Annotated in this window: 17 protein-coding genes; 6 read left to right on the top strand and 11 right to left on the bottom strand. The window is 61.1% G+C overall.

The annotated features are described in order from the left end of the window. Positions 1-22: 22 nt before the first annotated feature. The 5 genes from hisC to mtnA form a co-directional block, all read right to left on the bottom strand. Complete coding sequence (gene hisC, locus AC1Z24_RS07680) at positions 23-1135, bottom strand: histidinol-phosphate transaminase (RefSeq protein WP_483745159.1); 1113 nt, start codon at positions 1133-1135, stop codon at positions 23-25. A 12-nt stretch (positions 1136-1147) separates the two neighbouring features. Then, entirely contained in the window at positions 1148-2242 is a 1095-nt protein-coding gene (pheA, locus tag AC1Z24_RS07675; protein ID WP_259099358.1) for a prephenate dehydratase, read from the bottom strand. After that, positions 2242-3327 carry a 3-phosphoserine/phosphohydroxythreonine transaminase gene (gene serC, locus AC1Z24_RS07670; protein WP_483745158.1) on the bottom strand — a complete coding sequence of 362 codons (1086 nt, stop codon included), beginning with the start codon at positions 3325-3327 and terminating at the stop codon, positions 2242-2244. The genes pheA and serC overlap by 1 nt, the downstream gene beginning before the upstream one ends. Positions 3328-3432: 105 nt before the next feature. Continuing rightward, positions 3433-6210 (bottom strand): DNA gyrase subunit A, encoded by a 2778-nt coding sequence (gene gyrA / locus AC1Z24_RS07665; RefSeq protein ID WP_483745157.1) that lies wholly within the window; start codon positions 6208-6210, stop codon positions 3433-3435. Positions 6211-6506: 296 nt separating this feature from the next. Next, the gene (gene mtnA, locus AC1Z24_RS07660) at positions 6507-7583 is read right to left on the bottom strand and encodes an S-methyl-5-thioribose-1-phosphate isomerase (RefSeq protein WP_483745156.1); all 1077 of its coding nucleotides are present in this window, start codon (positions 7581-7583) and stop codon (positions 6507-6509) included. 322 nt (positions 7584-7905) lie between these two features. On the opposite strand from mtnA, the gene AC1Z24_RS07655 reads away from it, so the two are divergent. The 5 genes from AC1Z24_RS07655 to AC1Z24_RS07635 all read left to right on the top strand — a co-directional run bounded on the left by AC1Z24_RS07655 (position 7906) and on the right by AC1Z24_RS07635 (position 12718). Further along, positions 7906-9237 carry a TRZ/ATZ family hydrolase gene (locus AC1Z24_RS07655; RefSeq protein WP_483745155.1) on the top strand — a complete coding sequence of 444 codons (1332 nt, stop codon included), beginning with the start codon at positions 7906-7908 and terminating at the stop codon, positions 9235-9237. A 63-nt stretch (positions 9238-9300) separates the two neighbouring features. Then, positions 9301-9999 carry a bifunctional 2-polyprenyl-6-hydroxyphenol methylase/3-demethylubiquinol 3-O-methyltransferase UbiG gene (gene ubiG, locus AC1Z24_RS07650; protein ID WP_483745154.1) on the top strand — a complete coding sequence of 233 codons (699 nt, stop codon included), beginning with the start codon at positions 9301-9303 and terminating at the stop codon, positions 9997-9999. Positions 10000-10003: 4 nt separating this feature from the next. Beyond that, on the top strand, positions 10004-10675 hold the full coding sequence (gene mupP / locus AC1Z24_RS07645; protein ID WP_483745153.1) for an N-acetylmuramic acid 6-phosphate phosphatase MupP: 672 nt from the start codon (positions 10004-10006) through the stop codon (positions 10673-10675). A gap of 158 nt (positions 10676-10833) precedes the next feature. Further along, the gene (locus AC1Z24_RS07640; RefSeq protein WP_483745152.1) at positions 10834-11574 is read left to right on the top strand and encodes a YciK family oxidoreductase; all 741 of its coding nucleotides are present in this window, start codon (positions 10834-10836) and stop codon (positions 11572-11574) included. Between the two features lie 217 nt (positions 11575-11791). Then, the gene (locus AC1Z24_RS07635; RefSeq protein WP_483745151.1) at positions 11792-12718 is read left to right on the top strand and encodes a GGDEF domain-containing protein; all 927 of its coding nucleotides are present in this window, start codon (positions 11792-11794) and stop codon (positions 12716-12718) included. Between the two features lie 3 nt (positions 12719-12721). Here the strand turns inward: AC1Z24_RS07635 and AC1Z24_RS07630 are convergent, their stop codons facing one another. From AC1Z24_RS07630 to AC1Z24_RS07605, 6 genes are all read right to left on the bottom strand, one after another. Beyond that, on the bottom strand, positions 12722-15184 hold the full coding sequence (locus AC1Z24_RS07630; RefSeq protein WP_483745150.1) for an EAL domain-containing protein: 2463 nt from the start codon (positions 15182-15184) through the stop codon (positions 12722-12724). Between the two features lie 150 nt (positions 15185-15334). Next, positions 15335-17074: an ABC transporter ATP-binding protein gene (locus AC1Z24_RS07625; protein ID WP_483746560.1), complete on the bottom strand. Its 1740-nt coding sequence runs from the start codon at positions 17072-17074 to the stop codon at positions 15335-15337. Positions 17075-17138: 64 nt separating this feature from the next. Continuing rightward, positions 17139-17741, bottom strand: coding sequence for a DsbA family protein (locus AC1Z24_RS07620; RefSeq protein WP_483746559.1), 603 nt, complete (start codon positions 17739-17741; stop codon positions 17139-17141). A gap of 36 nt (positions 17742-17777) precedes the next feature. Then, positions 17778-18728 (bottom strand): oxygen-dependent tRNA uridine(34) hydroxylase TrhO, encoded by a 951-nt coding sequence (gene trhO, locus AC1Z24_RS07615; RefSeq protein ID WP_259099339.1) that lies wholly within the window; start codon positions 18726-18728, stop codon positions 17778-17780. A 124-nt stretch (positions 18729-18852) separates the two neighbouring features. Further along, positions 18853-19146, bottom strand: coding sequence for a BolA family protein (locus tag AC1Z24_RS07610; protein WP_259099338.1), 294 nt, complete (start codon positions 19144-19146; stop codon positions 18853-18855). A 16-nt stretch (positions 19147-19162) separates the two neighbouring features. Then, on the bottom strand, positions 19163-19687 hold the full coding sequence (locus tag AC1Z24_RS07605; RefSeq protein ID WP_259099336.1) for a DUF2059 domain-containing protein: 525 nt from the start codon (positions 19685-19687) through the stop codon (positions 19163-19165). A 173-nt stretch (positions 19688-19860) separates the two neighbouring features. Here AC1Z24_RS07605 and AC1Z24_RS07600 point away from each other — a divergent pair, with 173 nt between their 5' ends. Beyond that, positions 19861-21255 (top strand): class II fumarate hydratase, encoded by a 1395-nt coding sequence (locus tag AC1Z24_RS07600; protein ID WP_259099334.1) that lies wholly within the window; start codon positions 19861-19863, stop codon positions 21253-21255. Positions 21256-21328: the final 73 nt, after the last annotated feature.

The raw sequence follows: 21328 nt of genomic DNA, 5'->3' as shown, positions 1-21328 counted from the left end.
GCCTGATTGCACTGAGATGACATCAACCACGCGCCAGAACCTTGGCCAGGGCCTCGAGGAAGCGGGTGTTCTCGGCGGGCAGACCAATGCTGACGCGCAAATGATTCGGCATGCCATAACCACCGATCGGACGCACGATCACGCCTTCGCGCAGCAGCCCTTGATAGACCGGCGCCGCTTCACGTTCAAGGTCGATGGCAATGAAGTTGGCCTTCGAGGGAATCCACTTCAGACCCATCAGGCGCAAACCGCCTTCCAGCTGTTCCATGCCGACTTCATTGAGCTGACGACTCTTCTCGACATACTCGGCGTCGTCCAGCGCAGCGCAGGCAGCAGCCAGGGCCAGGCTGTTGACGTTGAAGGGCTGGCGCACACGATTGAGCACGTCGGCCACTTGCGGCGTCGACAGCGCATAGCCGACACGCAGCGAGGCCAGGCCGTAGGCCTTGGAGAAGGTGCGCGATACCAGCAGGTTGGGGAAATCGGCCAGATAGTTGAGACCATCCGGCAGCTCAGCGCCTGCGGCGTATTCGATATAAGCCTCGTCCAGCACCACCAGCACGTCTTTCGGCACCGCAGCGAGGAACGCGGCGAGCGCGTCGGGACCGAACCAGGTGCCGGTCGGGTTGTTCGGGTTGGCGACGAATACCACGCGGGTATTGCTGTCGATGGCCGCGAGCATGGCCGTCAGGTCATGCCCCCAGTCCTTGGCCGGCGCAACGCGAGCATCAGCGCCGACCGCCTGGGTAACGATGGGGTAGATAGCGAACGCATACTCACTGAATACCGCATTCAACCCCGGCGCCAGGTAGGCACGGGCAACCAGTTCAAGAATATCGTTGGAGCCATTGCCCAGAGTGACCTGGCTGGCCTGCACATTACAGCGCGCAGCGAGGCGTTGCTTCAGATCGAAGCCGTTGCCATCCGGATAGCGGGTCAGTTCGGCAAGTTCGCTGCGAATCGCTTCGAGCGCCTTGGGACTGGCGCCCAGCGGGTTCTCATTGCTCGCCAGCTTGATGATCTGCGCCGGGTCCAGGCCCAGCTCACGAGCCAGCTCATCAACCGGTTTGCCCGGAACATAAGGCGATAGTTTTTGCACGCCCGGCTGAGCCAGGGCGAGGAAGTCGACGCTCATGTATCGCCCCTGTCAGAGAACCGCTTTCGGGTAGGAACCCAGTACCTTGAGTGCAACCGCTTCCTGGCTAATCTGCTCCAGTACGGCCTTGACCAGTGGATCGCGGTGATGGCCGACGAAATCGATAAAGAACACGTAGGTCCATTTACCGCTGCGCGAAGGCCGGGTCTCGATACGGGTCAGGTCGATGCCGTTCTCGTGGAAAGGCACCAGTAGCTCGTGGAGCGCGCCGGGCTTGTTGCTCATCGAGACAATGATCGAGGTCTTGTCGTCACCCGTCGGCGGTACTTCCTGACTGCCGATGATCAGGAAACGCGTCGAGTTGTCCGGACGGTCTTCGATCTTCTCGGCAATACGCGTCAGGCCGTACAGGCCTGCGGACATGTCACCGGCAATGGCAGCGGAGTTCCACTCACCCTTGACCCGCTTGGCCGCCTCGGCGTTGCTGGCAACGGCGATGCGCTCAACATTCGGGTAGTGCGCGTCCAGCCACTTGCGGCACTGGGCCAGGGACTGGGCGTGGGAGTAGATGCGGCTGATGCTTTCGGTCTTGGTGTTTTCGCCGACCAGCAGGTGGTGGTGAATACGCAGCTCGACTTCGCCACAGATGACCATGTCATGCTCAAGGAAACTGTCGAGAGTGTGGTTGACCGCACCTTCAGTGGAGTTTTCCACCGGGACGACACCGAAGTTCACCGCACCGGCGGCGACTTCACGGAACACTTCGTCGATCGCCGCCATCGGACGGCTAATCACGGCGTTGCCAAAATGCTTGATGGCAGCAGCCTGGGTGAAGGTGCCTTCCGGGCCGAGGTAAGCCACTTTCAGCGGTTGTTCAAGAGCTAGGCACGACGACATGATTTCGCGGAACAGCCGCGCCATCTCTTCGTTGCTCAGCGGGCCACGGTTACGCTCCATGACGCGCTTGAGCACCTGGGCCTCGCGCTCGGGACGGTAGAACACCGGCACCTCGCCTTCAGCCAGGGACGCCATTTTCACCCGTGCCACTTCCTGGGCGCAGCGGGCGCGCTCACTGATCAGCTCCAGAACTTTCTCGTCCAGACTGTCAATGCGGACCCGCAGGGCCTTGAGTTCCTGTTCGGACATTAGCCGTGTTCCTTCTCGAACTCAGCCATGTACGCCACCAGCGCATTGACTGCGTGGATATCCACCGCGTTATAGATGGAGGCACGCATGCCGCCCACCGAACGGTGGCCCTTGAGGTTAAGCAGCCCGCGTGCTTCGGCACCGGCGAGGAACGGCTTGTCCAGGCGATCATCAGCCAGGCGGAACGGCACGTTCATCCACGAGCGATCGGACTTGTTGATCGGGTTGCTGTACAAGCCGCTGGCGTCGATGAAGTCGTACAGCTTGCGCTGCTTGACGTCATTGAGCGTGGCAATGGCTTCGACGCCGCCCTGCTCTTTCAGCCATTCGAAGACCAGGCCGGACAGATACCAGGCCAGAGTCGGCGGGGTGTTGTACATCGAGGCGTTATCGGCTGCGACCTTATAGTTGAGCATGGTCGGGCAGAGCGAACGGGCACGACCCAGCAGGTCTTCACGAATGATGTTAACCACGATGCCGCTCGGGCCGATGTTCTTCTGGGCACCGGCGTAGATCATGCCGAAACGCGAGATATCCACCGGACGCGAGAGGATGTCCGAAGACATGTCAGCGACCAATGGCACGTCGCCAGTCTCAGGAATCCAGTTGAATTCCAGGCCACCGATGGTTTCGTTCGGGGCGTAGTGAACGTAGGCGGCGTCTTTGGACAGCTTCCACTCGTTCTGGCCGGGAATGGCGAAATAGTCGTAGGGCTTGGCGCTGGCCGCGACATTGACGTGGCCGTAGCGCGACGCCTCTTCAATGGCTTTCTGCGACCAGATACCGGTGTCGATATAGTCGGCAGTGGCGTCTTCGGGCAACAGGTTCAGCGGAATCTGGCTGAATTGCTGGCTGGCGCCGCCTTGCAGGAACAGCACTTTATAGTTGGACGGAATGTTCAGCAGGTCACGCAGGTCCTGCTCAGCCTTGTTGGCGATGGACACGAACTCATCGCTGCGATGGCTCATTTCCATGACCGACAGGCCTTTGCCATGCCAATCCAGGAGTTCCGCCTGGGCGCGCAGCAGAACAGCTTCAGGAAGCGCAGCAGGACCTGCGCAGAAGTTAAAGGCTCGCTTGCTCATATCCACTCTCACTACGGCCCCGAGAACACCGACACCGTATCGGGCTCTCAGGCGGGTTCATTCAGACCGGGGGCGTTGCCCGCCCCCTTCAACTCAAGGATTTGCTCAGTCCTGCGGTGCTTCGTCGTCCGCAGCACCATCGGCCTGCAGTTCATCACCCGCTTCGTCAGCATCGACGGAGGCCGACAGATCGCCTTCCAGCGCCTCGTCGTCCAGTTCGTCGCCTTCGACTTCAGATGGCTCCTGCACACGCTCCAGACCTACCAGTTTCTCGTCGCTGGCCAGCTTGATCAGGGTCACGCCCTGGGTGTTACGACCGAGGCTGGAAACTTCGTCGACACGGGTACGGACCAGGGTGCCCTGATCGGAAATCAGCATGATCTCCTCGCCGTCGAGCACCTGCACCGCACCGACCAGACGGCCGTTACGCTCGTTGCTGACCATGGCGATAACGCCCTGACCGCCACGCTTGTACTCAGGGAACTCGGAAATCGCAGTGCGCTTGCCATAGCCGCGCTCGGAAGCGGTGAGGATCTGGCTGCCTTCTTCCGGGATCAGCATGGAAATCAGCTTCTGCCCTTCCGGCAGACGCATGCCGCGCACACCGCGGGCGGTACGGCCCATGGCACGGACATCGGATTCCTTGAAGCGGGTAACCTTGCCTCCGTCGGAGAACAGCATGATTTCCTGCTCGCCATCGGTGATGGCGGCGGAGATCAGGATGTCGCCTTCGTCCAGCTCAAGGGCGATCAGGCCGACGCTACGCTGACGGCTGAACGCCACCAGCGGGGTTTTCTTCACGGTACCGTTGGCGGTGGACATGAAGATGAACGGCGCCTTCTTCTTGTCCGCAGCCTTGATGCGCGCCTTGCGCTCTTCTTCGGTTTCGTCGCTGTTTTCCGCGTCGTCGAGTTCGCCATCAATGACCTCGTCTTCCTCGTCAGCCCGCTTGCGCATGGCTTCCAGGTCGACCGGCAACATGGTGGTGATGTACTCGCCTTCGCTCAGTGGCAGCAGGTTGACCAGCGGACGGCCACGGGCAGCGCGGGACGCTTCCGGAATCTCGTAGGTCTTGAGCCAGTACACCTTGCCCTTGCTGGAGAACATCAGCAGGGTGGTATGGCTGTTGGCGACCAGCAGGTGAGCGATGTAGTCCTCATCCTTGACGCCGGTAGCCGATTTACCTTTACCGCCACGACGCTGGGCCTGATAGACCGCCAATGGCTGGGTCTTGGCATAGCCGCCATGGGAAATGGTCACGACCCGCTCTTCTTCGGTGATCAGGTCACCCAGGGTCAGGTCCAGGCGCGCATCGAGAATTTCGGTGCGGCGCACATCGCCGTATTCGGCACGGATCAGTTCCAGCTCTTCGCGGATGACTTCCATCAGGCGCGTGGCGCTGTTGAGGATGCGGATCAGCTCGCCGATCTGGGTCAGGATTTCCTGATACTCGCCCAGCAGCTTCTCGTGCTCCAGACCGGTCAGACGGTGCAGACGCAGTTCCAGAATGGCCTGAGCCTGTTCCGGCGAGAGGAAATACTTGCCGTCACGCAGACCGTATTGCGGATCGAGGTTTTCCGGGCGGCTGGATTCGGCGCCTGCGCGCTCGACCATTTCCACCACGGCGCTGGATTCCCACGGCGTGCTGATCAGGCCTTCCTTGGCTTCGGCCGGGGTCGGCGAAGCCTTGATCAGGGCGATGACCGGATCGATGTTGGACAGGGCAACCGCCTGGCCTTCAAGGATATGGCCGCGCTCGCGAGCCTTGCGCAGTTCGAAGACGGTGCGGCGGGTGACGACTTCGCGGCGGTGACGGACGAAGGCTTCCAGCAGATCCTTGAGGTTGAGGATCCGTGGGCGGCCATCGATCAGCGCAACGATGTTGATACCGAAGACGCTTTGCAGCTGGGTCTGGGCGTAGAGGTTGTTGAGGATGACCTCAGGCACTTCGCCACGACGCAGCTCGATCACTACGCGCATACCATCCTTGTCGGATTCGTCGCGCAGCTCGGTAATACCTTCGAGTTTTTTTTCCTTGACCAGCTCGGCGATCTTCTCGATCAGACGCGCCTTGTTCAGCTGGTACGGCAGTTCGGTGATGACGATCTGCTGGCGGCCGCCGACCTTGTCGATGTCTTCGACCATGGAACGCGCACGCATATAAATGCGTCCGCGACCGGTGCGGTAGGCTTCGACGATACCGGCGCGACCGTTGATGATCGCTGCGGTCGGGAAGTCCGGGCCGGGAATGAATTCCATCAGTTCGTCGATCGTCAACTCAGGGTTGTCGATCAGCGCCAGGCAACCGTCGATGACTTCACCGAGGTTGTGCGGCGGAATGTTGGTCGCCATGCCCACGGCGATACCGCTGGAGCCGTTGACCAACAGGTTGGGAATACGGGTCGGCATGACCGCCGGGATCATTTCGGTGCCGTCGTAGTTCGGCACCCAGTCCACGGTTTCCTTGTGCAGGTCGGCCAACAGTTCATGGGCCAGCTTGGTCATGCGCACTTCGGTGTATCGCATGGCTGCGGCGTTGTCGCCGTCCACCGAACCGAAGTTGCCCTGGCCATCTACCAGCAGGTAGCGCAGGGAGAAAGGTTGCGCCATCCGTACGATGGTGTCGTAAACGGCCGTATCACCGTGAGGGTGATACTTACCGATGACGTCACCGACCACACGGGCGGATTTCTTGTATGGCTTGTTCCAGTCGTTGCCCAGTTCGCTCATTGCGAACAGAACACGCCGGTGCACGGGCTTCAAGCCATCGCGCGCATCCGGCAATGCCCGTCCGACGATTACGCTCATCGCGTAGTCGAGATAGGACTGCTTCAGCTCGTCTTCGATATTGACCGGGAGGATTTCTTTGGCCAGTTCGCCCATGAGAAGCCTGATTCCTTTTTCTGGTGAAACCTCGTGTCATCCATGCGGGACGAACGAAGCTCGCCGCTAGCGGCCTGTGCCGGATAGCGACTTACGACAAATCAACGAGTTATGCCCTGGATCTGTGCAGTGGGGACCACTCTTGCAAGCACCCCCGGAAACCGCCGGATGTTAGCACAAACGCCGTCATGGACCTATCCCTTGAAAGCGCTGAAAACGAGCGAGGCGACCAGAAGACGCCTGATACGCGCTCACAGAGCCGTACAGCCGCCTTCATGGCAATTGGCCGGGCCATTTTAATGCAGGTGTTTACGGCTCATCAGCAGGGCCATCTTCGCTGCATCAGGGCGCTCGACGATGCCTTTTTCGGTCACGATGGCATCGATCAAATCCGCCGGAGTCACATCGAACACCGGATTGAAGGCTTCTACATCCGCGCCGACCCGCTGCCCGCCCACTTCCAGCAATTCGCGACCGTCGCGCTCTTCGATGACGATGTCATCGCCGCTTGCAGTTTCCATGTCAATGGTCGAACTCGGCGCCACCACCATGAACCGCACACCATGGTGCATGGCGGCTACGGCCAGTTGATAAGTACCGATCTTGTTCGCCACGTCGCCATTGGCGGTGATGCGGTCGGCGCCGACGATGACCCAGGTCAGGCCTTTGGTGCGCATCAAGTGAGCCGCAGCCGAATCGGCGTTAAGCGTGACCGGGATGCCTTCGTTGGCCAGTTCCCAGGCGGTCAGGCGCGAGCCCTGCAGCCAGGGTCGGGTTTCGTCGGCGTAGACCCGCTCGATCATGCCTTCCAGGTGCGCCGCACGGATAACGCCCAAGGCAGTACCGAAGCCGCCAGTGGCCAGAGCCCCGGTGTTGCAGTGGGTCAGTACGGTCTGCAGGTTGCCCTGATGCTTGCGGATCAGTTCGGCGCCCAGTTGGGCCATGGTCAGGTTGGCTTCGCGATCACTCAGATGAATCGCTACCGCCTCGGCTTCCAGCACCGTCAACGGATCATCGGTGGGCTTGAGCCGTTGCAGGCGATCGCGCATGCGGTTGAGCGCCCAGAACAGATTGACCGCAGTCGGCCGTGATGCCGCCAGTATGGAAAAATCCTCTACCAGCCCGGCCGCCCAGTCACTACCAGCGGCGATACGGGCGCGGGCGCCAAGCACAATGCCATAGGCCGCGCTGATACCAATGGCCGGCGCACCACGCACGACCATCGAGCGAATCGCCTCAGCGACCCCGGCGGCACTTGTATAGGCGTGCCAGGTTTCCTCGAACGGCAAAACCCGCTGATCCAACAGGTAGAGCGCGTCGTCTCGCCAATCGATGGCCTTCACTTTCTCTGCAGCCAACAGTCGATCGCGCATTACACACCCCACTCTTTTATCAAACAAAACATAATTCACTGAAAAGATGCACACCTGTGGGACCGGCTTTAGCCGGGAAGGCACCGGTACATCCGCTGCATTTGCATGAGCGGATCAGACGTCTTCCCGGCTAAAGCCGGTCCCACGTCAGGCCCGTGTTTGCTGCGCGACAACGCAGCGGCAGGTTCACGATGTGAAAGCCTGCACGCAAACCTTTGCAATTCGCAAACAAGGGGCCAAAAGCCGCCGATTATAGCGAGCCGTCCGGCAAGACGCTCGGGTATACTTCGCCGTCCCTATAAATAAGCCCGGAAGCCTTGCCATGCCGAACACCAAAGCGCCCCTCGACCTGCTGCTCCTGCCGACCTGGCTGGTCCCGGTCGAACCTGCAGGCGTGGTGCTCAAGGACCATGGCCTGGGCGTTCGCGACGGCCGTATCGTCTACATCGGTCCCCGGACCGAGGCCTTGAAACAGCAGGCTGTCGAGATTCGCGAGCTGCCGGGCATGTTGCTCAGCCCCGGTCTGATCAATGCCCACGGCCATGCCGCCATGACTCTGTTCCGCGGCCTGGCCGACGATCTGCCGCTGATGACCTGGCTCGAAGAGCATATCTGGCCCGCCGAAGGCAAATGGGTTGATGAAGCCTTCGTTCGCGACGGCACGGACCTGGCCATCGCCGAGCAGCTCAAGGGCGGCATTACCTGCTTCTCGGACATGTACTTCTACCCCAAGGTGGCCAGCGAGCGCGTGCACAACAGCGGTATGCGCGCACAGATCACCGTGCCGGTGCTGGATTTCCCGATCCCCGGCGCACGCAATACCGACGAAGCCCTGCATATCGGCGTCGAACTGTTCAATGACCTGGCCCATCACCCGCGCATCACCGTGGCCTTCGGTCCGCATGCGCCTTACACCGTGGGCGACGACAACCTGGAGAAAATCCGCGTCATCGCCGACGAACTCGACGCCATGATCCAGATGCACGTCCATGAAACAGCCTTCGAAGTCGAACAGGCAGTGGCACAGAATCAGGAGCGCCCGCTGGCCCGCCTGCACCGCCTCGGCATGCTCGGGCCGCGCTTCCAGGCCGTTCATATGACCCAAATCAGCGATGACGACCTGGCTTTGCTGGTAGAAAGCAACTCCAGCGTGATTCATTGCCCGGAGTCCAACCTGAAACTGGCCAGTGGCTTCTGCCCGGTGGAGCGCCTGTGGCAGGCCGGAGTCAATGTTGCGGTGGGCACCGACGGTGCGGCCAGCAACAATGACCTGGATCTGCTCGGCGAAACCCGTACCGCTGCACTGCTGGCCAAAGCGGTCGCTGGCTCGGCCACGGCACTGGATGCCCATCGCGCCCTGCGCATGGCGACCCTCAACGGCGCCCGTGCCTTGGGCCTGCAGGCCGAGGTCGGCTCCCTGGAAATTGGCAAGGCCGCCGACATGGTCGCCTTCGACTTGTCCGGCCTGGCCCAGCAACCGGTCTATGATCCGGTATCGCAACTGATATATGCCTCCGGCCGCGATTGCGTCAGCCATGTGTGGGTGGCAGGCAAGCCCTTGCTCGAGGAGCGCCGCCTGACCCGCATGGATGAACAGGCACTGGGCCGGACCGCCCGGGCCTGGGGCCTGCGGATCAGCGGCCAGGCCGAATAAGACAGCCCACACCCGCGCTGAGCGGGCCGGCCACACCGAATTCTGAGATTAAGAGGACACCCCATGAGCAACGTCGACCACGCTGAAATCGCCAAATTCGAGGCCCTGGCCCATCGTTGGTGGGACCGCGAAAGCGAGTTCAAGCCGCTGCACGACATCAACCCGCTGCGAGTCAACTGGATCGACGAACGAGTCAATCTGGCCGGTAAAAAGGTCCTCGACGTCGGCTGCGGCGGCGGCATCCTCAGCGAAGCCATGGCTCAGCGCGGTGCCACCGTCACCGGCATCGACATGGGCGAAGCACCCCTGGCCGTGGCCCGCCTGCACCAGCTGGAATCCGGCGTGGAAGTGGAATACCGGCAGATCACTGCCGAAGCCCTGGCTGAAGAGATGCCTGAGCAGTTCGACGTGGTCACTTGCCTGGAAATGCTCGAGCACGTGCCGGATCCGTCCTCGGTCATCCGTTCCTGCATGCGCATGGTCAAGCCCGGCGGCCAGGTGTTCTTCTCCACCATCAACCGCAACCCCAAGGCTTATCTGTTCGCCATCGTCGGCGCCGAATACATCATGGGCCTGCTGCCCCGTGGCACCCACGACTTCAAGAAATTCATCCGCCCCTCGGAGCTGGGTGCCTGGAGCCGCGCGGCGGGCCTTGAGGTCAAGGACATCATCGGCCTGACCTACAACCCCCTGACCAAACACTACAAGCTGGCGTCCGATGTCGACGTCAATTACATGATCCAGACGCTGCGGGAGGCATGACAGCATGCGTTTGAGGGCAGTTCTCTTCGATATGGACGGCACGCTGCTCGACACCGCGCCGGACTTCATCGCCATTTGCCAGGCCATGCTGGCCGATCGCGAATTACCGCCTATCGCCGACAAACTGATTCGCGACCAGATCTCCGGCGGCGCCAGGGCCATGGTTGCGGCGACCTTCGCCATGTCCCCTGAGGCCCCGGAGTTCGAGGCCCTGCGCCTGGAGTTTCTGGAGCGTTATCAGGTCGGTTGCGCCGTCCACAGCCATCTGTTCGACGGCATGGCCGAGCTGCTGGCCGACATCGAAAAGGCCAACCTGATCTGGGGCGTAGTGACCAACAAGCCGGTGCGCTTTGCCGAACCGATCATGCAGCAACTCAAGCTGGCCGAGCGCTCGGCCCTGCTGATCTGCCCGGACCATGTGACCCGCAGCAAGCCGGACCCGGAACCGCTGATCCTGGCCTGCCGCATGCTCGACCTGGATCCGGCCAGCGTGCTGTTCGTCGGTGATGACCTGCGCGATATCGAGTCCGGCCGCGACGCCGGTACCCGCACCGCCGCCGTGCGCTACGGCTATATCCACCCCCACGACAACCCGGATCACTGGGGCGCCGATGTGGTGGTGGATCACCCTCTGGATCTGCGCAAGGTGCTGGATAACGCGTTGTGCAGTTGCTGATACATTTGTAGAGATTGATGAAGTAACCCTGTGGGACCGGCTTTAGCCGGGAAGGCGGCCTGTCTGACAACACAGTCGGGGTGACTGTCCGAGCCTCTTCCCGGCTAAAGCCGGTCCCACCCAGGCGCCATTACCCGCTTATTTCACCGAGGTACCCCATGTTCGATTACTCCGCTCGCCCTGAACTGCTCAAGGACCGGGTAATTCTGGTCACCGGCGCCGGACGTGGCATCGGTGCCGCTGCCGCGCTGACCTACGCCGCCCATGGCGCCACCGTGTTGCTGCTGGGCAAGACAGAAGCCAATCTGACCCAGGTCTATGACCAGATCGAAGCCGCCGGCTACCCGCAACCAGCAGTGATTCCGTTTAACCTGGAAACCGCCCTGCCCCATCAGTACGACGAGCTGGCGGCGATGATCGAGAGCGAGTTCGGTCACCTCGACGGCCTGCTGCACAACGCCTCGATCATCGGCCCGCGCACGCCGCTGGAGCAGTTGTCCGGCGACAACTTCATGCGCGTCATGCACATCAACGTCAACGCCATGTTCATGCTGACCAGCACGCTGCTGCCGCTGCTCAAACTGTCCCAGGACGCTTGCGTGGTGTTCACCTCCAGCAGTGTCGGGCGCAAGGGCAAGGCCTACTGGGGCGCCTATGGCGTATCGAAGTTCGCCACCGAAGGCCTGATGCAGACTCTGGCCGAAGAAGTCGATGGTGTCGCGCCAGTGCGGGCCAACAGCATCAATCCGGGGGCGACCCGCACCAGCATGCGTGCCCAAGCCTATCCGGGGGAAAACCCATTGGATAACCCGCTGCCCGAGCAGATCATGCCGGTGTACCTGTACCTGATGGGCCCCGACAGCGCTGGCATCAACGGCCAGGCTTTCAACGCGCAATAAGCCCTCTCGCTGTTCGGCGGCAGTAATCTGTCGCCAAACGGTGCACTGACCGTTTTCTGCCCCTCACCCCGCCAACAAACCGCCAACGCCAATCCAATGGCAGTTTCATCAATGCGCCAACCCCTTGATCCTGCGGAAGTTAATTTTATTTTCCGCACATGGCACGACTTTCGCTCTACCTCATTCAAGACAGCAACACTTGCTGAGGAGTGCAACCATGAGTTCTCCCGTCCAGACCAACATCATTGATTTCGACCTTGCCCGATCCCAGCGCAAGAGCAGTGCCGTTGGCCATTTCAGCCTGGCGGCACCGATCAATGTGGCGCAATTGCGTCAGCATCTGGACCAACGGTTGCAGAGCAGCCTGGAAGCCGAGCGCATCCTCACGCTGTTCTTCAAACATGTGCAGCACCTGATCCCCCTGGATGGCCTGACCTATCGCCATGAACAAAGCGATGTGAAATTGCGCCTGGGCGGCAACGGTCGGCACAGCGTCACCTATAGCCTCAGTTACGAAGGCCAGTCCCTCGGTGAACTGGGCCTGCAACGCAATATGGGTTTCCTGGAACAAGAACTGGCTGACCTTGAAAGCCTGCTGGCCTGCCTGCTGTTCCCGATCCGCAACGCCCTTCTGTATCGAGCCGCGACTCAGAGCGCCCTGCGTGATCCATTGACCGGCACCGGCAACCGCATCGCCATGGATCAGAGCCTGAGCCGGGAGATAGAAACCGCCGCCAAGGAGCTGCGTCCTCTGTCGTTGCTGATGCTGGATATCGATCACTTCAAGCAGGTCAACGACACCTACGGCCATTGCGTGGGCGATGAAGTACTCAAATCCATCGCCAACACACTCAAGGCGCAGCTGCGTAATTGCGATCAGGTGTTCCGCTTCGGCGGCGAAGAATTCCTCGTCGTCCTCGCCGACACCGGCCGTGACACTGCGGCAATGCTCGGTGAACGCCTGCGCAAGGCCGCCCAGACCCTGATTCACCCGGCAGTAGGGCGCCCGGTAGAGCTGACCATCAGCCTCGGTTGCGCAACGCTGCTGCCTGCCGAGTCCGCCGACAGCCTGCTGCGCCGGGTCGACAGCGCGCTGTACGTCGCCAAGCGCGGCGGACGCAATCGCCTGAGCATGGCCGGCTAAGCCTCAACCGAATGCCCCCGGCACGCTGGCCAGCCTGGTCACCGGCCGCGCCGGCCGCGCGTGCAGGCATTCGCAGGTGAACAGCCGGGGTTTTTCGATCAGATAGCCCTGAGCAAAATCGACACCGATCTCCTGTAAAGCCGCCTCGATCTGTGGGGTTTCGACAAACTCGGCGATGGTCCGCTTACCCATCACATGGCCAATATGGTTGATCACCTCGACCATGGCCCGGTTGATGGGGTTATCGAGCATGTCCTTGACGAAGCTGCCGTCGATTTTCAGGTAGTCCACCGGCAGATGCTTGAGGTAGGAAAAGGTCGACATACCTGCGCAGAAATCATCAAGAGCGAAGTAACAGCCCAGAGCTTTCAACTCGTTGATAAAGCGAATTGCGCTGCCCAGGTTGGCGATGGCCACGGTCTCAGTGATCTCGAAACAAATCATATGCGGCGGAATGCCGAAGGTCTTGAACTGCTGGCGCAGGAACTCGAGAAACTCATCATTGCCAACACTGGCGCCGGACAAATTGACCGCGCAGGTGGCCTTGGGCCCGGCATGCCCCTCGCGCAAGCACTTGGCAATCACCCGGAACACACTGCGTACCACCCAGCGATCCAGAGAGCTCATGATGCCGTAGCGCTCGGCGGCGGGAATGAAACTGTCGGGCAGGATGATACGCCCGGTTTCATCACGCAGGCGCAGGAGAATTTCCACATGCCCGTGGGCATGCTCCGGATTATCGTCCAGGGGCGCAATGGCCTGGGCATACAGGATGAAACGGTTCTCCTCCAGGGCCATGTGCAGGCGTTGAATCCAGGCCATTTCGCCGAAGCGACTGGACAGTTCAGAGTCATCAGGGTGATAGACCTGCACCCGGTTGCGGCCCTTTTCCTTGGCCATGTAACAGGCCATGTCCGCTGCCCGCAGGCTGGCTTCCAAAGTCGCCAAGGCCGGCGAGCCATGGACCAGGCCGATGCTGACCGTGGTCACGAAGGGCCGGCCTTTCCAGACAAACTGCAGGGTCTGCACGGACTGGCGCAGCACCTCGGCCATTTTTTCGGCGATCTGCGGTGAACAGTTGGGCAATAGCACACCAAATTCATCGCCCCCTAACCGTGCCAGGGTGTCGCCTTCACTCAGGCATTGTTGCAACACCGCACAAATATGCCGCAGCAACTCGTCCCCGGCCGCATGGCCGCTGGTGTCGTTGACCAGCTTGAACTGGTCCAGATCGAGAAACATCAGCGAGTGCCGTCCCGGTTCTACCAACTGATATTCCAGAGCCCGTTCCAGTCGAAACTCGAACTCGCGACGATTGGCCAGCCCGGTCAGCGCATCATGGCTGGCCTGCCACGACAGGTTGGCAATGTATTGGCGTTCCCGGGTCATGTCATGCAGAACCAGTACCGTGCCGCTGGCGCCCTCCTCGGTACGGATGGGCGAGCCGACCAGCGCCACCGCCACCGTGGTGCCATCAAGGCGCTGGATCGATTTGAAATGCTCACTGCCCGCGCCCAGCTTGCCTGCCAGAATATGCTCGACCAGGGTCGAGCCTTCGCGCTGATCATTCTCGTCGAGCAGGTTGAACAGCGCCGCCAAAGGCAAACCGAGCGCCTGGGCGTGGGTCCAGCGGGTCATGCTTTCAGCGGCGGGGTTCATATAGACGATGGCCCCAGCGACATCCGTAGTGATCACCGCATCACCGATGGATTGCAGGGTGGTTTGTGCGCGATCCTTTTCCAGCTGCAAGGCATCGGCAAAAGCCCGGCGCTGGGCCAGCAGCTTGTGGGTATGGCGCAGGGCCAGAAGAATCAGGCCGATCGCCGTCAATAGATTGAACAGCAGCAATGCCCGCAGGATCGCCCGTGAGCCCTCGCCCAGAGCATCACTAAACGCTCGTGCGGCGGGCGTGACACCCTCATTGATAGCAACGATCTGCTCGCGCCAGTCGAGCAGATCGGCCGGACTTGCCTGATTGGCGGTGATACGCCCGTGCATGTCATGGGCAAGGTGATCCAGGCGCAGCATGTATTCGTCGCCAATCTGCCAATGGCCGATGGCGGTGCGCATATAGGTCAGGTTACGGAAGTTCAGATACAGCCAGATCAGCCCCGGCACATCCCCCGGATGGTTGCCGCCTTGCAGGATGCCCGCGCGTGCGGCGTCGAGATCAGGGGTTTTCTGTTCCAGGGCCATGCGGAAATCATGGTCGCCCTGGGTGATGGCCATGGCCTGGCGATAACGCAGGTAGTCGGCCTCATTCCGGCTGCTGGCATACAGCGACAGGTAATAGATGGCGTCTTTCTGGCCCTTGGACCACAGGCTTTCCCCGGCGACATAGCTGCGCACGCCGCTGAGGGTGTAGAGGCTGACGCAGCCCAGCAGGGTCTGGAACAGGATCACGGCAATGAACGGCCATACGATGCCCAGCAGACTAGGGGTGGCAAAGATCCGTTCTGACTTCATGGGCTCCCTTCCGACAGCTGGTCCTGAGCAATGAGCCTAGGACAATTGCGCGAAGTGGAGGGCCCTTTTTATCGAATTTGACACACTGCCCAGGCAGGCATGCAGCACCCGGGTATCCAACCCATGTCAGGGCAAGAATCAAAGTGCCACTTAGATCTGCTGCAAGTGCCCGTAAAGCTTGGCGTAGAGCCCGCCATCGGCGATCAGTTGCTGATGACCACCCTGCTCGGCGATGCGGCCGCCATCGAATACCAGCACCCGATCGGCCTGTTTCACCGCCGATAGACGGTGGGCAATGATCAGCGTCGTGCGCGCACTGAGAAAGCGCGCCAGGGCCTGATGCAGGTTGTATTCGGTGGCGGCATCCAGAGCCGACGTGGCTTCGTCGAGAATCACCACCTTGGGCTCGGCCAAGACCATCCGGGCAATCGCCAGGCGCTGGCGCTGGCCGCCAGACAGCCGTACACCGGAACGTCCGACGATACTGTCCAGGCCATCAGGCAAGGCACGAATGGTCGCCTCCAGCTGCGCGATCTCAAGGGCACGCCAGCAGGCTTCATCGCTGCGCTCGCGGCCCATGGTCAAGTTGGCGCGCACGCTGTCGTTGAACAACGCAGGGTGTTGCAGCACCACGGCAACGTTGTCGCGAATGGTTTCCAGACCGATGTCTTGCTGGGTCTCGCCGCCGAAGCTGATGGCCCCGGACTGAGCCGTGTACAGCCCCAGCAGCAGTTGCACCAGGGTGCTCTTGCCGCCACCGCTGGCGCCAACAATCGCAACCTTTTCACCGGGCGCAATCGACAGGTTCAATTGATCAAGCACCTGCACCTCGCCATAGGCAAAGCTCAGCTCGCGAATATCGATGCCCACCGTGGTCTGACCGGCAAAGGGATCGGCGCCACCGACATACTGCGGCTCATCTTCCCGAGCCAGCAGCTCGTTGATCCGGCTCAGGGCACCGCCCGCCGCGTAATAGGCGTATTGCAGGTTCAGCAACTGCTCGACCGGGCCGATCATGAACCACAGGTAACTGAACACCGCGAGCATCTGGCCGATGGACAAATCAGAGAACAGCACCGTAAGCATCGCTACGGCGCGGAAGATATCGATGCCGAACTGGAACAACAGGCCACTGGCGCGGCTTGAGGCATCGCTTTTCCATTGTGAGGCGATGGCGTAATCGCGCACATCCTTGGCCCGCAGGCCGAGCCGGCCAAGGAAGAAACCCTGGCGATTACTGGCGCGCACTTCCTGAATCGCTTCCAGGGTCTCGGTGAGGGCCTGGGTAAAGCGCGACGTGCTGTCGTTCTCCAGTTTCTTCAGGTGCTTGACCCGTTTACCCAACTGCACCGTGGCGTAGATCACCAGGGGGTTGAACAACAGGATCAGCAACGCCAGCTTCCAGTGCATGAAGATCAGGATGGTCGCCGTGCCGGTGAGGGTCAGCATGGCGACCAGGAAGCGGCTGAGGGTTTCGCCGATGAATTTGTCGAGGGTATCGAGATCGGTGACCAAGTGCGCGCTCACCGTTCCGCTGCCCAGGCTTTCGTATTCACCCAGGGAAATACGCTTGAGGCGCTCGATCAGGCGCACGCGGATACGGTAGACGATGTCCTTGGCCAACCGCGCGAACAGCCGCGCCTGAACCACGTTGAACACCAGGGCACTGAGGCGCAGACAAAAGGTAAACAACAGCATCAGGCCGATATACCCGGCAGCCTTCTGCAGGTTGTCGGGCAACAGGTGATTCATGAAGCGCAGGGCCGAGTCGCCGTGGCCCAGTAGCACTTCGTCCACCAGCAACGGCAGCAGCAACGGGATCGGTACGCTGCACAGGGTGCCCAGTACCGCCACGCCGTTGGCGATCCACAGGGCTTTTTTGTGGCGCATGACCAACTGGCGAATCTGCGCCCAGTTCAGGCGGTCGCGAGGTGCTGCTGGCGGGATCGATCCATCAGGCACTGACGGCACGCTCCAGCCAGCGCCCGAGCAGCGGCGCCAATTCATCCAACGGTTGATAGCCGTTGGTCAGCAATGCCAGCTGACCATTACGCTCGGCCAGCAGGGTCGGGAAACCGGCGATGCCCAGGTCCTGTACCCACGCAAAATCTGCAGCGGTATCCGCCAACTGTGCGGCGCTGTCGAAGGCTTCGGCGAATTCGATACGCGGCAGACCGGCCTGTTCCGCCAGCTCGGCGAGGACTGAGGCCTGGGTCACATCACGGCCGTCGCGGTAAAACGCTTCCTGAATCCGCTTGACCAGGGCCCAGGCAATGTCCTCATCAAAAGAGCGGGCAGTGACCACCGCGCGACAAGCCGGCTCAGTGTCGTAAACGAAGCCGTCGGGCAACGCATCATCGAAGCGAAACGGCTGGCCGGTCGCTTCATGCACCGCCTGCCAGTGATTGAGGATGTAGCGCCGGGTCGATGGATCCAGTGCCGCACCGCTACCGGTGCGCAACCCACCCATGACCAGATGCAGCGGAAAGCCCGCTGCCCTCGCCTGCTGCACCAGGGCCTCGGCGACTGGCGCGAACCCCCAGCACCATGAACACATCGGGTCCATTATATAAAGCAGGCGGTCGGACATGGCTCAGGCCTCGTTTTGACGATAGTTATAGCCGATCGGATGGGGCTGGTTGCGCGCCTTGGCCAGTTCGATCTGCTTCTGCCGATCGATGGCGCTGCGGCGGGTCTTCTCGCTCAGGCTATCCCAGCAGTGCGGGCAACTGATGCCGGGCGAATAGTGTTCGCTGGCGCGCTCTTCGACACTGATCGGGGTGCGGCAGGCGTGACACTGATCGTAGTCGCCTTCGCTGAGATCGTGGCGCACGGTGACGCGATTATCGAAAACGAAACAGTCGCCGCGCCACTGGCTCTCTTGCTCTGGAACCTCTTCCAGGTACTTGAGAATCCCGCCCTTGAGGTGGTAGACCTCTTCGAAGCCCTCGCCGAGCATATAGCTGGAAGCTTTCTCACAGCGGATGCCACCGGTGCAGAACATCGCCACCTTCTTGTGTACGGCCGGGTCGAAGTGCGCCTTGATGTACTCCGGAAACTCGCGAAAGCTGGTGGTCTTGGGATCGATGGCGCCTTCGAAGGTGCCGATGGACACTTCGTAGTCGTTGCGCGTATCGATCAGCAGCACTTCAGGGTCGGTGATCAGGGCGTTCCAGTCCTTGGGCTCGACATAAGTGCCCACGGCCTTGTTCGGATCGACGCCGGGCACGCCCAGGGTGACGATTTCTTTCTTCAGCTTGACCTTGGTCCGATAGAACGGCTGCTCGTCGCAGTAGGACTCCTTGTGATCGATATCGATCATGCGCGGATCCAGCTTCAACCAGGCCAGCAGGCCATCGATACCTTCGCGGCTGCCGGAAACCGTGCCATTGATGCCCTCTTCGGCAATCAGCAGGGTGCCCTTGATAGCGTTGTCGACCATGGCCTGCAACAGCGGCTCACGCAGTTCAACGTAATCGGAAAGGGTGACGAATTTGTACAGCGCGGCAACAACGATAGGCGCCGTGACGGGTGCTTCGGACATGTGTAACTCCAGGTGGTGACCCTCGCAAAGGGCCTACCGGATCGAAAAAAAGCCAATAAAAAACGCGCCGGGTCGCGGCGCGTTGCGGATTCTAGCAAAAACCGGAGCGTTGCAGGCAGCCCGATCAGTGCCCACCGGCACAGGTCGGTGATGCCGGGGCCGCACCGGTCTTCGCCCACTCTTCAGGCGTATAAGTGTGCAGCGCCAGAGCGTGGAACTCGCCCATCAGGCCACCGAGCAGGCCGTAGACCTTCTGGTGGCGCTTGACGGAGCTGAGCCCCTCGAACTGTTCGCTGACCACGGTCGCCTTGTAGTGGGTCTGCTCGCCACGGCTGTGCATGTGGCTCTCATCGAGCACATGCAGGTAAACCGGTTGAAACACGGCAAGAGCCGACTCGATACGCGTTTGCATGGTCATGACAGATTTCGCTCAATCAGGGCTTCTTGGTTGCCTTGGCAGGCGCGGCAGCAGGCTTGAGCTGGGCGGTCATATCGTCCAGCAGCTTGTCGACCACGGGACCGGCGACCTGGAGTTTTTCCTGGGTCATCTGGATAGATTTCTGACCCAGTACCGGCGAAGTCGCCAGGACTTTTTGGCCCAGCGGCGACTGGTAGAAAGCCACCAGATCTTTCAGCTCGCTTTCGCTGAACGCAGAGGCGTAGAGTTTGACCATGTCAGGCTTGAGCTTGTCCCAGCCGATGGCTTGGTCCAGAGCGGCACTGGCCTTGGCCTGGTAGGTTTCCAGCACGGCCTTTTTCGCGTCGGTACCGTTGGCCTCGGCGAAACGCTGGTTGAACATCTGCTGTACTTGCATGTAGGCCGGGGTGGCCAGTTTGTCGGCGTGCACCAACTTGAGGAATGTTTCTGCATTGGCATTTTGGCTGGCAGCATCGGCAAGAACCTGGCCGCTGGCACAAGCCAGAACCACCGCAGCACAAATAGCACGAAGACGGGTCATCGAGTTTCCTTTATAGCAGGCGAGGCATTACCCCAAGGCCGACCATTCTGCGCCCATGAACCCAAAGCGCTCAAGCCCCCGGCCTTATTGGTGATGCAAATCATTCTCAAAATTGAACCCAAACCGCTCAAGAACGCCTAAACTGCACGTTCAACTTTTCAGGAGTGAATCCAGTGAGCCGTATTGAAACAGACAGCATTGGTCCGATCGATGTCCCCGAGGACGCCTATTGGGGGGCCCAGACCCAACGCTCGTTAATCAACTTCGCCATTGGTCAGGAACACATGCCGGTGCCGGTGCTGCACGCCCTGGCACTGGTCAAGAAGGCCGCCGCGCGGGTCAATAACCGCAATGGCGATCTGCCTGGCGATATCGCCCGCCTGGTCGAACAGGCTGCCGATGAAGTGCTCAGCGGCCAGCTCGACGCACAGTTCCCCTTGGTGGTCTGGCAGACCGGCAGCGGCACCCAGAGCAACATGAACGTCAACGAAGTGATCGCCGGTCGCGCCAATGAGCTGGCTGGCCAGGGTCGCGGCGGCAAGTCGCCGGTGCACCCGAACGACCACGTCAACCGTTCCCAGAGCTCCAACGACTGCTTCCCTACGGCCATGCATATCGCTGCCGCCCAGGCCGTGACCAGCCACCTGCTGCCCGCTATTGCCGAGCTGTCCAGCGGCCTGGCCGAGCAATCGGCGCGCCACATGAAACTGGTCAAGACCGGCCGCACCCACATGATGGATGCCACGCCGATCACCTTCGGTCAGGAACTCTCGGGCTTCGTTGCCCAGCTCGAATACGCCGACAAAGCCATCCGCGCCACCCTGCCGGCCATTTATGAACTGGCCCAGGGCGGCACCGCCGTCGGCACCGGGCTGAACTCACCGAAGGGCTTCGCCGAGGCCATCGCCGCTGAACTGGCTGCGCTGTCGGGGCTGCCGTTCGTCACCGCGCCGAACAAATTCGCCGCCCTGGCCGGCCACGAGCCGATTGCCGCCCTGTCCGGCGCCCTGAAAACTCTCGCTACAACCCTGATGAAGATCGCCAACGACCTGCGCCTGCTGGGCTCGGGCCCGCGTGCGGGTCTGGCCGAGGTTAAGCTGCCAGCCAACGAACCTGGCAGCTCGATCATGCCCGGCAAGGTCAACCCGACTCAGTGCGAGGCCCTGTCGATGCTCGCCCTGCAGGTCATGGGCAACGACGTCACCATCGGTTTCGCCGCCAGCCAGGGCCACCTGCAACTGAACGTGTACAAGCCGGTGATCATCCATAACCTGTTGCAATCGATCCGATTGCTGGGCGATGGCTGCAGCAACTTCAACGAACATTGTGTCGCGGGCATGGAGCCGGACGCCGAGAAGATGGCCGAGCACCTTGAGCGCGGCCTGATGCTGGTGACCGCCCTCAATCCGCATATCGGCTATGACAAGTCGGCGCAGATCGCCAAGAAAGCCTACAGCGAGGGCCTGACCCTGCGTGAAGCGGCCTTGCAACTGGGTTTCCTGACCGATGCGCAGTTTGAAGAGTGGGTGCGTCCGGAGAATATGCTGGAAGCGGGCAGTAACGGCTGATCCCTGCACAACACGTTGGAGCCGGGCTTGCCCGCGATTCAGGCAACGCGGTGTATCCGGCATACCGCGTCGA

The organism is Pseudomonas sp. JL23 (assembly GCF_056933585.1).
Note: the sequence above shows the minus strand (reverse complement) of the source record. Positions and strands in the feature narration are given on the sequence as shown.

What these genes read in the sequence shown, in the direction of transcription:
- hisC (WP_483745159.1), bottom strand. Translation starts at nt 1,135, where the DNA reads ATGAGCGTCGACTTCCTCGCCCTGGCTCAGCCGGGCGTGCAAAAACTA.
- pheA (WP_259099358.1), bottom strand. Translation starts at nt 2,242, where the DNA reads ATGTCCGAACAGGAACTCAAGGCCCTGCGGGTCCGCATTGACAGTCTG.
- serC (WP_483745158.1), bottom strand. Translation starts at nt 3,327, where the DNA reads ATGAGCAAGCGAGCCTTTAACTTCTGCGCAGGTCCTGCTGCGCTTCCT.
- gyrA (WP_483745157.1), bottom strand. Translation starts at nt 6,210, where the DNA reads ATGGGCGAACTGGCCAAAGAAATCCTCCCGGTCAATATCGAAGACGAG.
- mtnA (WP_483745156.1), bottom strand. Translation starts at nt 7,583, where the DNA reads ATGCGCGATCGACTGTTGGCTGCAGAGAAAGTGAAGGCCATCGATTGG.
- AC1Z24_RS07655 (WP_483745155.1), top strand. Translation starts at nt 7,906, where the DNA reads ATGCCGAACACCAAAGCGCCCCTCGACCTGCTGCTCCTGCCGACCTGG.
- ubiG (WP_483745154.1), top strand. Translation starts at nt 9,301, where the DNA reads ATGAGCAACGTCGACCACGCTGAAATCGCCAAATTCGAGGCCCTGGCC.
- mupP (WP_483745153.1), top strand. Translation starts at nt 10,004, where the DNA reads ATGCGTTTGAGGGCAGTTCTCTTCGATATGGACGGCACGCTGCTCGAC.
- AC1Z24_RS07640 (WP_483745152.1), top strand. Translation starts at nt 10,834, where the DNA reads ATGTTCGATTACTCCGCTCGCCCTGAACTGCTCAAGGACCGGGTAATT.
- AC1Z24_RS07635 (WP_483745151.1), top strand. Translation starts at nt 11,792, where the DNA reads ATGAGTTCTCCCGTCCAGACCAACATCATTGATTTCGACCTTGCCCGA.
- AC1Z24_RS07630 (WP_483745150.1), bottom strand. Translation starts at nt 15,184, where the DNA reads ATGAAGTCAGAACGGATCTTTGCCACCCCTAGTCTGCTGGGCATCGTA.
- AC1Z24_RS07625 (WP_483746560.1), bottom strand. Translation starts at nt 17,074, where the DNA reads ATGCGCCACAAAAAAGCCCTGTGGATCGCCAACGGCGTGGCGGTACTG.
- AC1Z24_RS07620 (WP_483746559.1), bottom strand. Translation starts at nt 17,741, where the DNA reads ATGTGTTCATGGTGCTGGGGGTTCGCGCCAGTCGCCGAGGCCCTGGTG.
- trhO (WP_259099339.1), bottom strand. Translation starts at nt 18,728, where the DNA reads ATGTCCGAAGCACCCGTCACGGCGCCTATCGTTGTTGCCGCGCTGTAC.
- AC1Z24_RS07610 (WP_259099338.1), bottom strand. Translation starts at nt 19,146, where the DNA reads ATGACCATGCAAACGCGTATCGAGTCGGCTCTTGCCGTGTTTCAACCG.
- AC1Z24_RS07605 (WP_259099336.1), bottom strand. Translation starts at nt 19,687, where the DNA reads ATGACCCGTCTTCGTGCTATTTGTGCTGCGGTGGTTCTGGCTTGTGCC.